Annotated in this window: 10 protein-coding genes; 3 read left to right on the top strand and 7 right to left on the bottom strand. The window is 67.3% G+C overall.

Features of this window, described 5'->3' with window-relative positions; genetic code table 11:
* Nucleotides 1-209 precede the first annotated feature (209 nt).
* The 3 genes from murJ to ACOEQ2_RS14540 all read right to left on the bottom strand — a co-directional run bounded on the left by murJ (nucleotide 210) and on the right by ACOEQ2_RS14540 (nucleotide 4,058).
* Nucleotides 210-1,784 (bottom strand): murein biosynthesis integral membrane protein MurJ, encoded by a 1,575-nt coding sequence (gene murJ, locus ACOEQ2_RS14530; RefSeq protein WP_419728674.1) that lies wholly within the window; start codon nucleotides 1,782-1,784, stop codon nucleotides 210-212.
* Between the two features lie 124 nt (nucleotides 1,785-1,908).
* Nucleotides 1,909-2,067, bottom strand: a complete 159-nt coding sequence (locus tag ACOEQ2_RS14535) for a hypothetical protein (RefSeq protein ID WP_419728675.1) — start codon at nucleotides 2,065-2,067, stop codon at nucleotides 1,909-1,911.
* A gap of 5 nt (nucleotides 2,068-2,072) precedes the next feature.
* Nucleotides 2,073-4,058 carry a hypothetical protein gene (locus ACOEQ2_RS14540; RefSeq protein WP_419728676.1) on the bottom strand — a complete coding sequence of 662 codons (1,986 nt, stop codon included), beginning with the start codon at nucleotides 4,056-4,058 and terminating at the stop codon, nucleotides 2,073-2,075.
* A 220-nt stretch (nucleotides 4,059-4,278) separates the two neighbouring features.
* Here ACOEQ2_RS14540 and ACOEQ2_RS14545 point away from each other — a divergent pair, with 220 nt between their 5' ends.
* Nucleotides 4,279-6,213 (top strand): ATP-binding protein, encoded by a 1,935-nt coding sequence (locus ACOEQ2_RS14545; RefSeq protein ID WP_419728677.1) that lies wholly within the window; start codon nucleotides 4,279-4,281, stop codon nucleotides 6,211-6,213.
* Between the two features lie 5 nt (nucleotides 6,214-6,218).
* Here the strand turns inward: ACOEQ2_RS14545 and ACOEQ2_RS14550 are convergent, their stop codons facing one another.
* The 4 genes from ACOEQ2_RS14550 to ACOEQ2_RS14565 all read right to left on the bottom strand — a co-directional run bounded on the left by ACOEQ2_RS14550 (nucleotide 6,219) and on the right by ACOEQ2_RS14565 (nucleotide 10,210).
* Complete coding sequence (locus tag ACOEQ2_RS14550; protein WP_419728678.1) at nucleotides 6,219-6,584, bottom strand: hypothetical protein; 366 nt, start codon at nucleotides 6,582-6,584, stop codon at nucleotides 6,219-6,221.
* On the bottom strand, nucleotides 6,581-8,440 hold the full coding sequence (gene cobT / locus ACOEQ2_RS14555) for a cobaltochelatase subunit CobT (protein WP_419728679.1): 1,860 nt from the start codon (nucleotides 8,438-8,440) through the stop codon (nucleotides 6,581-6,583). The genes ACOEQ2_RS14550 and cobT overlap by 4 nt, the downstream gene beginning before the upstream one ends.
* Nucleotides 8,437-9,471 carry a cobaltochelatase subunit CobS gene (gene cobS / locus ACOEQ2_RS14560; protein WP_419728680.1) on the bottom strand — a complete coding sequence of 345 codons (1,035 nt, stop codon included), beginning with the start codon at nucleotides 9,469-9,471 and terminating at the stop codon, nucleotides 8,437-8,439. Before cobS ends, cobT begins: the two co-directional genes overlap by 4 nt.
* A gap of 124 nt (nucleotides 9,472-9,595) precedes the next feature.
* On the bottom strand, nucleotides 9,596-10,210 hold the full coding sequence (locus ACOEQ2_RS14565; RefSeq protein ID WP_419731238.1) for a J domain-containing protein: 615 nt from the start codon (nucleotides 10,208-10,210) through the stop codon (nucleotides 9,596-9,598).
* Between the two features lie 89 nt (nucleotides 10,211-10,299).
* Here ACOEQ2_RS14565 and ACOEQ2_RS14570 point away from each other — a divergent pair, with 89 nt between their 5' ends.
* A complete protein-coding gene (locus ACOEQ2_RS14570; RefSeq protein WP_419728681.1) occupies nucleotides 10,300-10,623 on the top strand; it encodes a BolA family protein in 324 nt (107 codons plus the stop codon).
* 80 nt (nucleotides 10,624-10,703) lie between these two features.
* On the top strand, nucleotides 10,704-13,262 hold the full coding sequence (locus ACOEQ2_RS14575) for a glycosyltransferase family 2 protein (protein ID WP_419728682.1): 2,559 nt from the start codon (nucleotides 10,704-10,706) through the stop codon (nucleotides 13,260-13,262).
* Nucleotides 13,263-13,274: the final 12 nt, after the last annotated feature.

Raw genomic sequence — 13,274 nt, forward strand, 5'->3', positions numbered from 1 at the left:
CCGGCACGCCGAACCGCCCTTGCCTCAGAAAACACCATGTTGTCGCAGATTTGCCACGCTTTCTTGCGGCGTGAGCGGTAGCTGCCTAATTTTATTACGTCGGTGGGCCGCGGCATCATCCGGCGGATCCTGGCTGTCCGTTGCACGAGGAGGCCCGCCGGACGCGCGAGCTGAAGACCTCGCCTGGTCCGTTTCGCTCGGACGCAGCGTCAGCCCCTGGCCCGGTCCTGCGCCGGTTGTCGTCTTCTCTGCAACCGCTGGCGCAGCCTGGCCGGCAGCCGCCGGATGTCGAACACGCCCAGCAGCTGCAGCAGGATCGCGTAGCTGGCCATGCCGACCGTCACCAGCAGCAGCAGCCCGCAGATGCGGTAGAGCCCGTGCCAGCTTTCGAGCCCGGCGAGCAGGGTGTGCGAGAGCATTGCCAGCACCGCCGCCATGCCGACCGCTGCCATGCCCATGCGCAGCAGCCGGGACAGCATCACTCGGTCGGGCCGCAGGTAGCCGCGCCGGAGCAGCAGCACCATCAGCACGATGGCGTTGATCGCCGAGGCCAGGCTGGTGGCAAGCGGCGGCCCGACATGCTGCAGCGGGTGCATCAGCAGCAGGTTGAGGCACAGGTTGAAGCCGAGCGTCGCCATGCCGACCCTGACCGGCGTCGACATGTCGCCGCGGGCGAAGAAGCCGGGGGCCAGCACCTTGATCAGCACGAAGAACGGCAGCCCGAACGCGTACGCCGTCAGCGACTGGGCGGACAGCATGACGTCGCGTGGCGTGAACGCGCCGTAGCCGAACAGCGTCCCGAGGATCGGCACCGACAGCACCATGAGGGCGAGGCAGGCGGGCAGGGTCAGGATCAGCGCGAACTCGATGGCGCTGTTCTGGGTGCGGTGCGCCTGCACCAGGTCGCCGGTCTGCACGTGGCGGGTCAGCACCGGCAGCATGGTGGTGCCGGCAGCCGCACCCAGGACGCCGAGGGGCAGCTGGTTCACCCGGTCGGCGAAATACATCAGCGACACGCTCCCCGCCGGCAGCAGCGTGCCGATGATGGTGTCGACGCCGAGATTGAGCTGGGTGATGCCGCTGCCGACCAGGCCCGGCAGCATCCGGCGCATCAGCAGCCGCATGCGCGGCGTCAGGCGCGGGCGGGGCAGGCCGAGCCCCATGCCGGCCCGGTGGGAGGCGATCATCAGCACGCCGAGCTGCAACACGCCCGACGCGGTGATGCCCCAGGCGGCGGCGTGCGCCACGCTGGCGACGTGCGGCGTCAGGAACACGATCGCGGCGATGCCGACCACGTTGAACAGCACGTAGGCGGCGGCGGCCACACCGAACTTCTCCAGGCCGTTCAGAACGCCCGACACCAGGGCGGCGGCACAGATCAGCAGCACATAGGGAAAGGTGATGCGGCCGAGCGACACGGCGAGCTGGTAGTTGGCGCCAAATCCCGGGGCGATCACCCGGATCACCTGCGGCATGAACAGCTCGCCGAGCAGGGTCAGGCAGAGCAGCCAGAACAGCAGCACGCCGAGCGCCTCACGCGCAAAACCACGCGCGACGTCGGGGCCTTCCTTGGCCAGCAGGCCTGAGAAAAGCGGTACGAACGCGGAGTTGAAGGCGCCCTCGCCGAACAGCCGTCGGAACAGGTTGGGCAGCCGGAACGCCACCTGGTAGGCGTCCTGCATCGGCCCGGCGCCCATCAGAGCGGCGAGCAGCTGGTCGCGCACCAGCCCCAGGATGCGGCTCAGCATGGTCCAGCTGCCGACCGTCAGGAAGCCCTTCAGCACGCGGACAGGTCCGGCAGGAGGGTCGTCCGGATACGGGCAGTCGGGCGTGATCGCATCCCGCTGCTGTAACGTCCGGACCCGGCGAGGTCCATCGCGGGGAGCGGCGCTCCCTCGGACGGGCCGGCTACCCCGCCCGGGCGCTGCGATAGTCCCGGCGCGCGATTGCCATCAGCGCGACGACGGACGTCGAGGCGGGATCCTGTTCGCGGGGGATCGTGCCGCGCTGCATCGGCATGATCCGGTCGGCGATCTCGAGCGTCTGCCAATGGTCGTGCATGATCATGACGGTCAGGCCGCCGAGCGGCAGTCCCCGGCACCTGTTCTGCTCGCAGCCTTGCCGGTGCTCTCGCCGAATGCGCGGTAGGCGTCGATGCAGAGCTGCAGCCACTTCTGCGCGTCGAAGGTCTGGGCGTCGCCGTGGGTCTGGTCCGAGTAGGCCCGCAGCAGGTTCGGCGCGATCCATTCGACGGCGCCGGCGGGCCGTCCGGTCACCACCCGCGTCACCCACAACAGCTTGTTCGGGCCGTGACGATTGATCGCGTGGTGCAGGCTGTAAACCTCCGGGAGGTCGGCCATCGGCTTCATGTCGCGATAGACCCAGATCTTGTCGCCGTCCTCGAAATCCTCGATCATCTTCCGGCCCAGATAGGCGACCTTCTGCTCGTTCTCGGCGATCGCCTCGGCTTCGGTGCTGTCCGCGGGCCCCTTCCATGTGTGGTAGTGGTACCGGTTGGCGCGGTCGGTCATGTAGAATTCCTCGACCTCCTCGAACGCTCCGCCGCTGCCCGGCCGCATCACCTGCGCCCGGCGTGCATGCGTCGAGAGCGACCCTGGCGCGCCCATACCCTTGAAGTCGTTCTCGATCAGTCGGATCAGGTTGAGCCGGTTGGTCGAGCCGGCGAAGCGGAACAGGCCCATCGGCTCGGCTCCCAGCACGCGCTGCACGAAGCCGAACTCGCAATCCATGCCCAGGCTGACGAAGCCGCTCATCAGATCCTGGGTGGCGGGGACGACCACCGGCGCCACCTCCGGTCCGATCTCCAGCCGTGCCATTCCGAGGCTGCAGGCGATCGCCTTGTCGGCTGGCTCGAAGCTGATCTGGAAGCGCGCCGTGTTGTCGGACAGGCACTCGGTCGGGATCCAGATGTCGCGGCGTTCGGGAGCGCCGATATCGAGGTCCAGCAGGAAGGTCGCGACGTCCCAGCCATTCAGCGTCACCATCGCGCGACGCGGCCGGCCGATCGCCTCGAGCTCGAGCGACAGTCGCAACACGGTCGGCCGGTACGGCAGGTCGAAGCTCAGCGACGCCCCCGTGCCAGATGCGAGGCACCGTCCGTCGTGGTCGACCCAGCCGGGCCGCTGGCTGTCGCGCGAGCGGTCACCCGCCGGATCGCCGCGTTCCACCTGGCGCAACGTGACACCCATGACCGGTGGCATCGCCAGCACGCGTGCAGGGTCGGCCTGGGCGAGCCGGGTGTGTCGCGCGATGGTCGTGGAGGCCACCGGCGGTGCTGCCAGGAGCGGCGAGATCTGCGCCATGATGGCGTTGCTGAGCAGGCAATAACCGGTCAGGTCGCGTTCCTGCCAATCCGGCTGATCCGCGCTGCGCGCGTTGCCGTATTCGAGGATCGCGTCGCGGAACACGGCATCCAGGTGGCCGACCTGGCCGCCCAGGAACATGCCCTCCTCGTCGATGTACCAGACCACCTCCAGGCCATCGTCATGCACCAGATCGAGCAGCAGCAGCGGCGCGAACCCGGTGAACAGCAGGCGGGGCGACCATCCCTCGATGAAGGACAGGATCGCCACGCCATCCCCGTGATGGATCGCCCGCAGGCCGCCTTTCGGCGCGCGCAGCAACAAACCGGCGGTCGAGGCGATGACCGGATCCAGCATGATCGCGGACATGTAGGTCTGGTCGAGCCGGCGCGAGCCATTCGGCTCATGCAGCTCGATCGGGCCGTTCGCCAGGATCTGCTGCCGCAGCGCCGCGACGGCGAAATGCGGCAGCAGGTCCGGGCGGTCGCCAATCAAGTCGCCGTCGGACCCGGCAAACCAGGTCCGGCGATCCCCGAGATCGTTCTCGGCGTCCAGCAGGATCAGGTTGGCCCCGACGTGGCGCGTGCCGCGCAACATCCAGCCGGCGGGCAATGCCTCGACCGCAAGGCGCTCCGGAATTTGTCGTGGTTCGTTCGGCAAGCTTGCAAGATTGAGCGTAGGCCGCAGCTCCCACGGTCCGGGCAGGCTGAAATTCGGGCGCAGCGTGAGTGACATGCAGACCTCTGATTGGTGGCCGTCAGACAGGCGCCGCCCGGAGTGCCGGTCAAATCCTGATAGTGCTGATAACATAATGACATTATGCAGTGCGTGCAACGGATCTCGCATGACGTGGTGTCGGCGGCCACACCTGAAGCCGGATCCCCGCGGCACATCGGATATTCCGGATGAAGTTCGTTCGCTGTGCGTAACGCAATGCGTGGTGGTAGGATGCGGGATGAACATCGAACGCAAACCCGCCCGTCGCTCGATCCCCGAAATGGCACGAGACATCCTCGGACCGGCGGCAGCGCCTGTCGCGACCGCGCGGGTCACCCAGCTCAGGGTCGGCGATGAGAGCTTCCTCGTCGCCAGCATGATCGAGCGATGCCCGAAGGTCATGATGCTGCGCGAGCTGGTCAAGAACGCGCTCGAGGCGGCGGCGACGGCACGTCCCGGATACGGCCAGGTCAGGCTGTCGGCGGTGTCGATCGAGGGCGTGCCCAAGCTCTCGATCTGGAACAGCGGGCGGGGGCTCGACGCGGACGAGCTGTTCCGGATGTGCGACATCGCCTCGTCGATCCGCAAGCAGCACCGGCTCGACCAGAATTTCGGCATGGGCGCCAAGGTCGCGTCGTTGCCGTCGAACCGGCACGGGCTGCGCTACCGCTCCTGTCACCAGGGCATCGTGCACGAGGTGGTGCTGGGCTGGCGCGACGGGGTGTATGGCCGGTTGCAGCGCGTCGGCAACGGACCTGTCGAGCCGAGGCTCGGCCAGAACGTTACAGGCAGATTATCGAGGATTCGCAAGCCTGAGGTGAAGTTGCAGGACGTGCTCGAGGTCAGTGCGGAGGCCATCGCCTGCGGCCACGCCCTCGACCAGGACTGGACCGAGGTGGTGCTGTTCGGCAACGCGGCCGACCAGGACACGGTGCGCGATCCATACCAGGGCGCCCCATCGATGCCGGCCGACTGGCTCGCCGAGGAGCTGACATACCGGTTCTTCCGGCTCGAGCCCGACGTGCTGCTGCTGCTCGAGCAGCAGGGGCGCTATTTCGAGCCGCTTTCGGTCAGGATCCCGCGCGACTACGGCCGGCACGAGACGGTGACGCTGCCGGACGGGGTGAAGCTGCACTACGCCCACGACGCACCGGACCCGGATCCGGACCATGCCGGCAGGGGCCAGGTGCCGCCGGAGGCAGCGTATCCGACGCCCGGCACCTGCGGCCTGGTCTATCGCGACGAGCTCTACGACGTGCTCAGGCGCCAGCACTGGCTGCATGCGGCGCCGGTGTTCGGGATCCCGTTCGGCGCCCGCGCGATCTCGGTGTTCATCGAGCTGCCGGAGGCGTTCGAAATCGTTCCGGACGGCTACCGGCAGTTCCTGCGCTATGGCGGCGGCCGGCAGGGCCAGGTCGCGTGCCGGCACTTCGCCAAGGCCGTGCACGAGCATCGTCCGCACTGGCTGATCGCGATCATCGATGCGCAGGCACCGTCCGCGCGCTATCTGCCGGACATCTACGGCGATCTCGACCGGCTGCTGCGCGACCTCAAGGTCCGTCGTCGGAAGCGCCTGGTGCCGACCGCGGCGATCCACACCATCGCGGATCCTGCGGTCGCCAGCCCGGCGGCCGCGCCGCTGCAGGTCGGCGCGGTGGCAGTGGAGCCGGTCCCGCCGGACCCGATCCCGCCCGCTTCGACGCCAGCAGTCATCCCCGAGCGCGTGCACGGTCAGCTCGACCCCGCGGCCGGCAGCGTGGAGGGCGATGCGTTCGAGACGGAGCTGTCACCACAGATTCTGATGCTGCGCGACGAGCACGAGATCGAGGCGCGTGGGCTGCAGGAGCGCGCGGCCCGCTACTATCCCGAGACCCACCAGCTGTTCCTGAACGGCCACTACGCCGCGATCGCCGCGATGCGGCTGTTGCTGGAGCATGAGTTCGCCTGGGCGGCCGACCCGGAGGCGATGCGTCAGCAGGCGCTGCAGCAGGCGGAACGATCGATGGCGTCCCGGGTCGGCCGGATGCTGGTGTTCGCGTTGTCGAAACAGGACGTCTGGAGCGATCACGACCTGGCGCAGGCCTGCTCGGCTCAGGCGCTCTCGCTGGTCGCGGACGATTTCGCCGCCAGCCTGCCGTCCGCCCGGACCGGCATGCAGTCGCTCCTGGCCTGACGCCTTCAGCTCAGGGCAAGGCCGGCGAGCATGGACATCGCCGCGAGGCCCCAGAGACCCAGCAGCGGCAGCCGCCACGGTTGCGGCGCGCTGTCGAGCAGGACCCGCAGCAGCCGGCTGGAACGGCGGATGAACAGGACCGCCGCAAGCCCCACAAGCACCAGCAGCACGACCCGCTTCTGGCCCGGCGCCGTCCATCGGAACGCCAGCACAGGCAGCGCGAAAGCGACCCCGACGACCAGCCCGATGACCAGTGCCGCCACCCCGGGCATCACCGCCCGCAGTTTCGGGGGCGCACGATCAAGCATCCGCCTCAGGCGGGCGGCCGCCACCGACCGATCGATTTCGGGTTCGTGCTTCGGTGCGATCACGCCGCCCGGCTCAAGCGGCGTCTCGCGGGGCCGCTGCCACGGCCGCCATCCTCGTCGAACAGCTCCGAGAGCTTGGCCATCATGATGCCGCCGAGCTCCTCCGCATCGGTGATGGTGACCGCCCGGCGGTAGTAGCGCGTCACGTCGTGGCCGATGCCGATGGCGATCAGCTCGACGCCGCGCGCCTTCTCGATCTCGGCGATCACCTCGCGCAAATGGTGCTCCAGGTAGCTGCCGGAATTGACCGAGAGCGTGCTGTCATCGACCGGCGCGCCGTCGCTGATCACCATCAGGATGCGGCGGCTCTCCTTGCGGGCAAGCAACCGGCGATACGCCCAGGTCAGCGCCTCGCCGTCGATGTTCTCCTTGAGCAGCCCCTCGCGCAGCATCAGCCCAAGGTTGCGACGCGCCCGCCGCCACGGCATGTCGGCGGCCTTGTAGATGATGTGGCGCAGGTCGTTCAGCCGGCCGGGCTCGCGCGGCTTGCCGTCGGCGACCCAGCGCTCGCGGCTCTGGCCACCCTTCCAGGCACGGGTGGTGAAGCCCAGCACCTCGACCTTGACGGCGCAGCGCTCAAGCGTGCGGGCCAGGATGTCGCCGCACATTGCCGCCACGGTGATCGGGCGGCCGCGCATCGAGCCCGAATTGTCGATCAGCAGCGTCACCACGGTGTCGCGGAAATCGGTGTCGCGCTCGTGCTTGTAGGACAGCGCGATCATCGGGTTCACCACTACCCGGGCCAGACGGCCGGCATCGAGGATGCCCTCCTCCTGGTCGAACTCCCAGGCGCGGGTCTGCTGCGCCATCAGCCGGCGCTGCAGCCGGTTGGCGAGCTTCGACACCACGCCCTGCATGTTCAGCAGCTGCTGGTCGAGCTGCTGGCGCAGGCGGGCAAGCTCTTCCGGATCGCACAAGGCCTCCGCGGCGATCTCCTCGTCGAACTGCCGCGAGTAGGCGCGGTAGTTGGTGCCGATCGCGGCCTGCTGCGGCTCGCGCTGCGCCTGCGGGCCGCCTGGACGATCCTCGCCTTCCGCGGCCCCCTTCTGGTCGGTATCGTCCTGCTCCTCGGGGCCACTCGCGCCGGCAGATTCCGGCTCGGCACTCAGGCTCTCCTCGGTGCTGCTCCGGCCCTGCTCCGGCTGCGGGGCCTGCGGCTCCTCCGGCTCCGGCTCCGACTGGTCGTCGCCGGCGTCGCTGTCCTCTTCCTCTTCCTCGGTCTCGACGTCCATCTCGGCCAGGTCGTAGGCCGCAAGCAGGCGACGGGCGGCCCGGGTATAGGCCTGCTGGTCGTCCTGGCTCGCAGCCAGCTCGTCGAGTGCGCGATCGGCGTCGGCGGCGAGGGTGCTGCGCCACTGGTCCAGCACGCGCGCCGCGTTTTCCGGTGCTGGCTCGCCGGACAGCCGCTCGCGGGCCAGCAGGGACAAGGCGGCAGCCACCGGGAGCTGATCGCGCCGGGTCATGCGGTCGTAACCGGCGACCTCGCACTCCTGCTCCAGCCGGCTGCGCAGGTTTGCGGCCACACCACCCATGTGGCGGCCCCCCACCACCTCGATGCGGGTCTGCTCGAGCGCGTCGTACACCTCACGCGCTTCGCGCGGCGTGGGCGTGCGCGCGGCATGGACCGCGTTGTCGTGGTGGCGCAGACGCAGCGCGGCCGCATCCGCCGCCCCACGCATCTTGGCGATCTCGGCGGCGGGCAGGGCGCGGCTGGGTGAGGGAAGCCGCACCCGCTTCTCGCCGACCTGGGCCGGTCCCGCCTGGAACGTGACCTGCACGTCCTTCTGCCCGCTGATCGCCCGGAGGGCCCCGGCCGTTGCGCGCTTGAAGCCCTCGGTGCGGGTGGTCTCGCTGCTCACTTTGTCTTGTTCACCGGGCCGAGCGCCAGCTCCTGGTTGAAGCAGCGCTGGTAGTACTCGGCCACCGTCGCGCGCTCGGCCTCGTCGCACTTGTTCAGGAAGGTGAGCCGGAACGCGAAGCCGAGATCGCCGAAGATGGCGGTGTTCTCGGCCCAGGTCAGCACCGTGCGCGGCGACATCACGGTCGAGATGTCGCCATGGATGAAGCCGGCGCGGGTCAGGTCGGCCAGCGCCACCATGCTCTCGACGCGCCGCTTGAGGCCGGTGTCACGGCCGTCCCAGCCGATCTTGGCCAGCACGATCGCCGTCTCCTGCGCGTGCGGCAGGTAGTTCAGGGTGGTGACGATGTTCCAGCGATCCATCTGGCCCTGATTGATCTGCTGGGTGCCGTGATAGAGCCCCGTGGTGTCGCCGAGCCCGACCGTGTTGGCGGTGGCGAACAGCCGGAACGAGGGATGCGGCCGGATCACCCGGTTCTGGTCGAGCAGGGTCAGCCGTCCCTCGACCTCGAGCACCCGCTGGATCACGAACATCACGTCCGGGCGGCCGGCATCGTACTCGTCGAACACCAGCGCGCAGGGGTGCTGCAGCGCCCAGGGCAGCAGCCCTTCGCGGAACTCGGTGATCTGCTGGCCATCCTTCAGGACGATCGCGTCCTTGCCGATCAGGTCGATGCGGCTGATGTGGCTGTCGAGGTTGATGCGGATGCAGGGCCAGTTCAGCCGCGCCGCGACCTGCTCGATGTGGCTCGACTTTCCGGTGCCGTGATAGCCCTGGATCATCACGCGGCGGTTGTGGGCAAAGCCGGCGAGGATCGCGATCGTGGTGTCGTGGTCGAAGCGGTAGGCGGGGTCGATGTCCGGCACGAGCTCGGTGCGCTGCGAGAACGCCGCCACCTCGATGTCGCTGTCGATGCCGAACACCGCGCGCGCCGAAAGCACCACATCCGGCTGCCGAAGCACGGAGGTCGGGGGCAATCCCTCGATCCCGGCATCACCAAGGTCGGAGCTGGGCAGGGCGTCCCGGCTCATGGTGGTGTCCATGCCTCTGGGGTCGGCGATATCGTCCATTCGGTCCGCGTCCTGTCCATCTCGTGTCATCGCCTGGCCGCTCGTCGCTCTGGGCAGAGCAACCTTGGCAGCGGGCGCCCGGTCGTCATCCGGTCTCGGCGAGGCTCGCCTGGCGCGCTTCGGTCAGATGAACCCGCAACGCCGTATATGCTACGTTGATCGTCTTGAGCCGTTCCTCGGCCGCGCGATCACCACCATTGGCGTCAGGATGGTGCCGCCGCGCGAGGTCCTTGTAGCGGGTCTTGACCTCGGCAAGCGAGACCGGCCAACCCAGCCCGAGCGTCTCGAGCGGCTGGCGCAACGCCTCCGGCCGCTGGTCCACCGGCTCGCGGCCGCGCTGACGCCCCCGCACGCGCGCCTCGGCGGTGCCACGCAACAGGCCCAGCGGGTCGAGCAGCTGGTCCTCCTCGAAGGCGCCGGCGCCGCCCAGATGGCCCAGCCGCCAGGACGGCCGGTTCCAGGACACGTCCGCACGCAGGTGGGCTTCGATCTGCCCGGGGTTCATGCCCTTATAATAGTCCCAGCGCGCGTTATACTCGCGCACATGATCCAGGCAGAACCAGAAATACTCGGTCAGCGTCTGCCTCGAACGGGGCGCCCGGTAGCCGGCACGTTCCGGGCAGCCGGGGATGTCGCAGGCCTTGTCTGGCGCCGCCGGATCTGGGTCGAATGCCCGGTGTCGCTGGTTCCTGCGCATCATCACGGCGTTTATGTGCGTGCTGTTCGGGCTCGCGCAAGAGGAACCGGGGGGCGACGCGCATGCCGGGCCCGGACCGGTCGGAGGATACCATGACAGAGATGCCAGTGGCGGACCGGGCGGCCAGGATGCGGGCGGCCATGATGGAGCGGTTCCACCCCGAATTGCTTGAGATCAGCGACGAGAGCGCCCGCCACGCCGGCCATGCAGGGATGCGCGAGCGCGGGCCTGCGGGGGTCGGGGAGACACACTATGCCATGTTGCTGGTGAGCGAAGCCTTCCAGGGCAGCAGTCGCGTGCAACGTTCCCGGCTCGTGCACGAGGCGCTCGGCCCGGAGTTCCGGAGCGGGCTGCACGCACTGTCGCTGACGTTGCGGACCCCGGCGGAGCATCGGGAGCACCCTCGCCACGCTTGAACGTCATTTGCACGCCCTCCGGCGTTCCGGTAACTGATTCTTCACCTTCGGATGTTTTTATCGTGCCAGAGAGGCAGTTGATGGCGGATTTCGACGACACTATGGCGAGTTCGACCTCGACGCGTTTTAACGGTTACTTCGATCGTTTTGACGCTGGCCGCGCGTCCGGCTGGGTCACCGACCTGGTGTCGCCGCATGAAGTTGTGAAGCTGACTGCGCTGATCGACGGCACCGCACTGGGTACCGTGATCTGCAACGGTCTGCGCGAGGACGTGCGGGGAGCGCTCGGCCTGGCATCCGCCGAGGTCGCCTTCGAGTTCGACATCCCGGAGAAATACCTGGACGGCGAGCCGCACGTCATCAGCTTCCTTCTGCCGGACGGCCACGTCCTGCCGCACATGGGTGAGGCCGGGCTCAGCAGCCTGAAGCCGTCCTACGAGTTCAGCGCGCGGCCACATGTCACCATCCAGGGCAACGTCGACGGCCTGGTCCACAACGCTTTACGCGGGTGGGTGCTGCGCAAGGTGGGACGTGATTCGGTCGCGCACGCGCGCTGCGACATCATGATCACCTGCGACAACGTCAAGATCGCCCAACTCAAGGCTGACCGCTTCCGGCGCGATGTCGGCAACGTGCTCGGCTGCGATCCGAATTGTGGTTTCGAGTTCGCCATTCCGCACGCCTTCATGAAGGACTACGCGCAGAAGTTCCGCTTCTTCGTGCTGCCGGACATGATCGAGCTCGACAACAGCCCGTTCGTCACCGGAACAGTCTCGAATTTCCTCGAGGGCAAGCTGGTTTCGATCTCCAACGACATGAGCCGCATGTACGCGGACATGGAGAAGTTGCGGCGTCAGATCGGCTCGCTGCTGCCGAGCCAGGGCTATCATCTCGGCGACTATGATCGCTGGGCTCGGCGTTATTACGAGAATTTGCGTGCCCGGGTCGCGGCCGAGCGACGCGCGCTGAAGCAGGCCGGAACGCTGCCGCCGGAGCCGCTGGTCACCGTCATGGTGCCGACCTACAAGCCGCTGCTGTCGGATTTCGTGGCTGCGGTCGAGAGCGTGATCGCTCAGACCTACGAGAACTGGGATCTCGTGATCGTCGATGACGGATCGAAGTCCAAGGAGGTCTCCGAAAAGATCGACGAGTTCTGCCGTGCCGACAAGCGCATCCGCTGCATCCGCTCGAAAAAGAACGTCGGCATCGCCAAGGCTACCAATATCGCGATGGAAGCGTCCATCGGCGAGTGGACGGTGTTTTTCGACCATGACGACATGATCGTCGACGTGGCGCTCGAGGTGATGATCCGCACCGCGCAGCGCACCGGCGCCAAGCTGCTCTATTCCGACGAGGACAAGATCGACCAGGCTGGCTACTACCTGGAGCCGAACCTGAAGCCGGACTGGAACTACCGGTACATGCTCGGCTGCAACTATGTCTGCCACCTGACAGTGGTCGAGACTGCAACGATGCGCCAGGTCGGGTTGCTGAAGAAGGAGTACGATGGCGCCCAGGATCACGACTTCATCCTGCGTTGCTCGGAAATCCTGAAGCCGTCGCAGATCGTGCACGTGCCTGAGCTGCTCTATCACTGGCGGATCACGCCGAACTCGACGGCCGCCGACGTGTCCAAGAAGGGCTACGCGGTCGATGCCGGCGTGCGCGCGGTAGCCGATCACCTGAAGCGCAAGGGCCAGGTCGCCAAGGTCTCGTCCATCAACGGGTTGACCATCTACGGCGTCGAGTGGATCCCGCAGACCAAGCCGAAGGTGTCGATCATCATCCCGTTCCGGGACCAGATCGAGACCACACGCCACTGCGTGAAGACGCTGCTTGAGAACACCGACTACGACAATTACGAGATCCTCCTGGTGAATAACTGGTCGACATCGGTCGAATCCGGGCCCTTCATCAAGGAAGCCCGCCAGAACAAGAAGGTGCGTGTTCTCGACGTGATCGAGGATTTCAATTATTCGCGGCTGAACAATCTCGCGACGCAGGACAACGACGCCGAGTTCTTCGTGTTCATGAACAATGACGTGTTCATCACCGACGACGGCTGGCTCAACCGGATCCTCGGCGAGGCGCTTTCCGACAGCGAGGTCGGCATCGTCGGTGGAAAGTTCCTGTATCCGAACAAGACCGTGCAGCACGCCGGTGTCATCGTCGGCACGCATGGTGTCGCGGCGCACATCCATCTCGGCATTCCGGATGACGATTACGGGTATATCGGACGTGCCCGGCTAAGCCACGACCTGGTCGCCGTCACCGCCGCCTGCATGCTGATCCGCGCCGATGTGTTCCGCCAGGTCGGCGGCTTCGACGAAGAGAACCTCAAGGTTGCCTATAACGACGTCGACCTGTGCCTGAAAGTGTATGAGAGTGGCCACCGTATCATCTGGTGCGCCGACTTCGTGGCCGAGCACCATGAAAGCCTGTCGCGCGGCAGCGACATGCGCCCGGACCAGGAGGACCGTTTCTTCCGCGAGCAGCAGATCATGTACGAGCGTTGGGGCGACAAGCCGTTCTTTCGCAGTGACCCGTTCTTCAACCCCAACTTCTCGCGCGTCGACCGGCTGTTCTACGACCTGGAGGATCCGGCACGTGTCCGGGCGGATCAGGTCGTCACCGGCTGATCCTGTGGTGCG

Origin of the sequence: Lichenicola sp., assembly GCF_965198575.1 — a bacterium.
In the GTDB taxonomy this organism is placed as follows: Bacteria; Pseudomonadota; Alphaproteobacteria; order Acetobacterales; family Acetobacteraceae; genus Lichenicola.

Coding starts and splice junctions, on each gene's coding strand:
- ACOEQ2_RS14570 (WP_419728681.1), top strand. CDS start 10,300: ATGACAGAGATGCCAGTGGCGGACCGGGCGGCCAGGATGCGGGCGGCC.
- cobS (WP_419728680.1), bottom strand. CDS start 9,471: ATGAGCCGGGACGCCCTGCCCAGCTCCGACCTTGGTGATGCCGGGATC.
- ACOEQ2_RS14575 (WP_419728682.1), top strand. CDS start 10,704: ATGGCGGATTTCGACGACACTATGGCGAGTTCGACCTCGACGCGTTTT.
- ACOEQ2_RS14565 (WP_419731238.1), bottom strand. CDS start 10,210: ATGATGCGCAGGAACCAGCGACACCGGGCATTCGACCCAGATCCGGCG.
- ACOEQ2_RS14540 (WP_419728676.1), bottom strand. CDS start 4,058: ATGTCACTCACGCTGCGCCCGAATTTCAGCCTGCCCGGACCGTGGGAG.
- ACOEQ2_RS14535 (WP_419728675.1), bottom strand. CDS start 2,067: ATGATCATGCACGACCATTGGCAGACGCTCGAGATCGCCGACCGGATC.
- ACOEQ2_RS14545 (WP_419728677.1), top strand. CDS start 4,279: ATGAACATCGAACGCAAACCCGCCCGTCGCTCGATCCCCGAAATGGCA.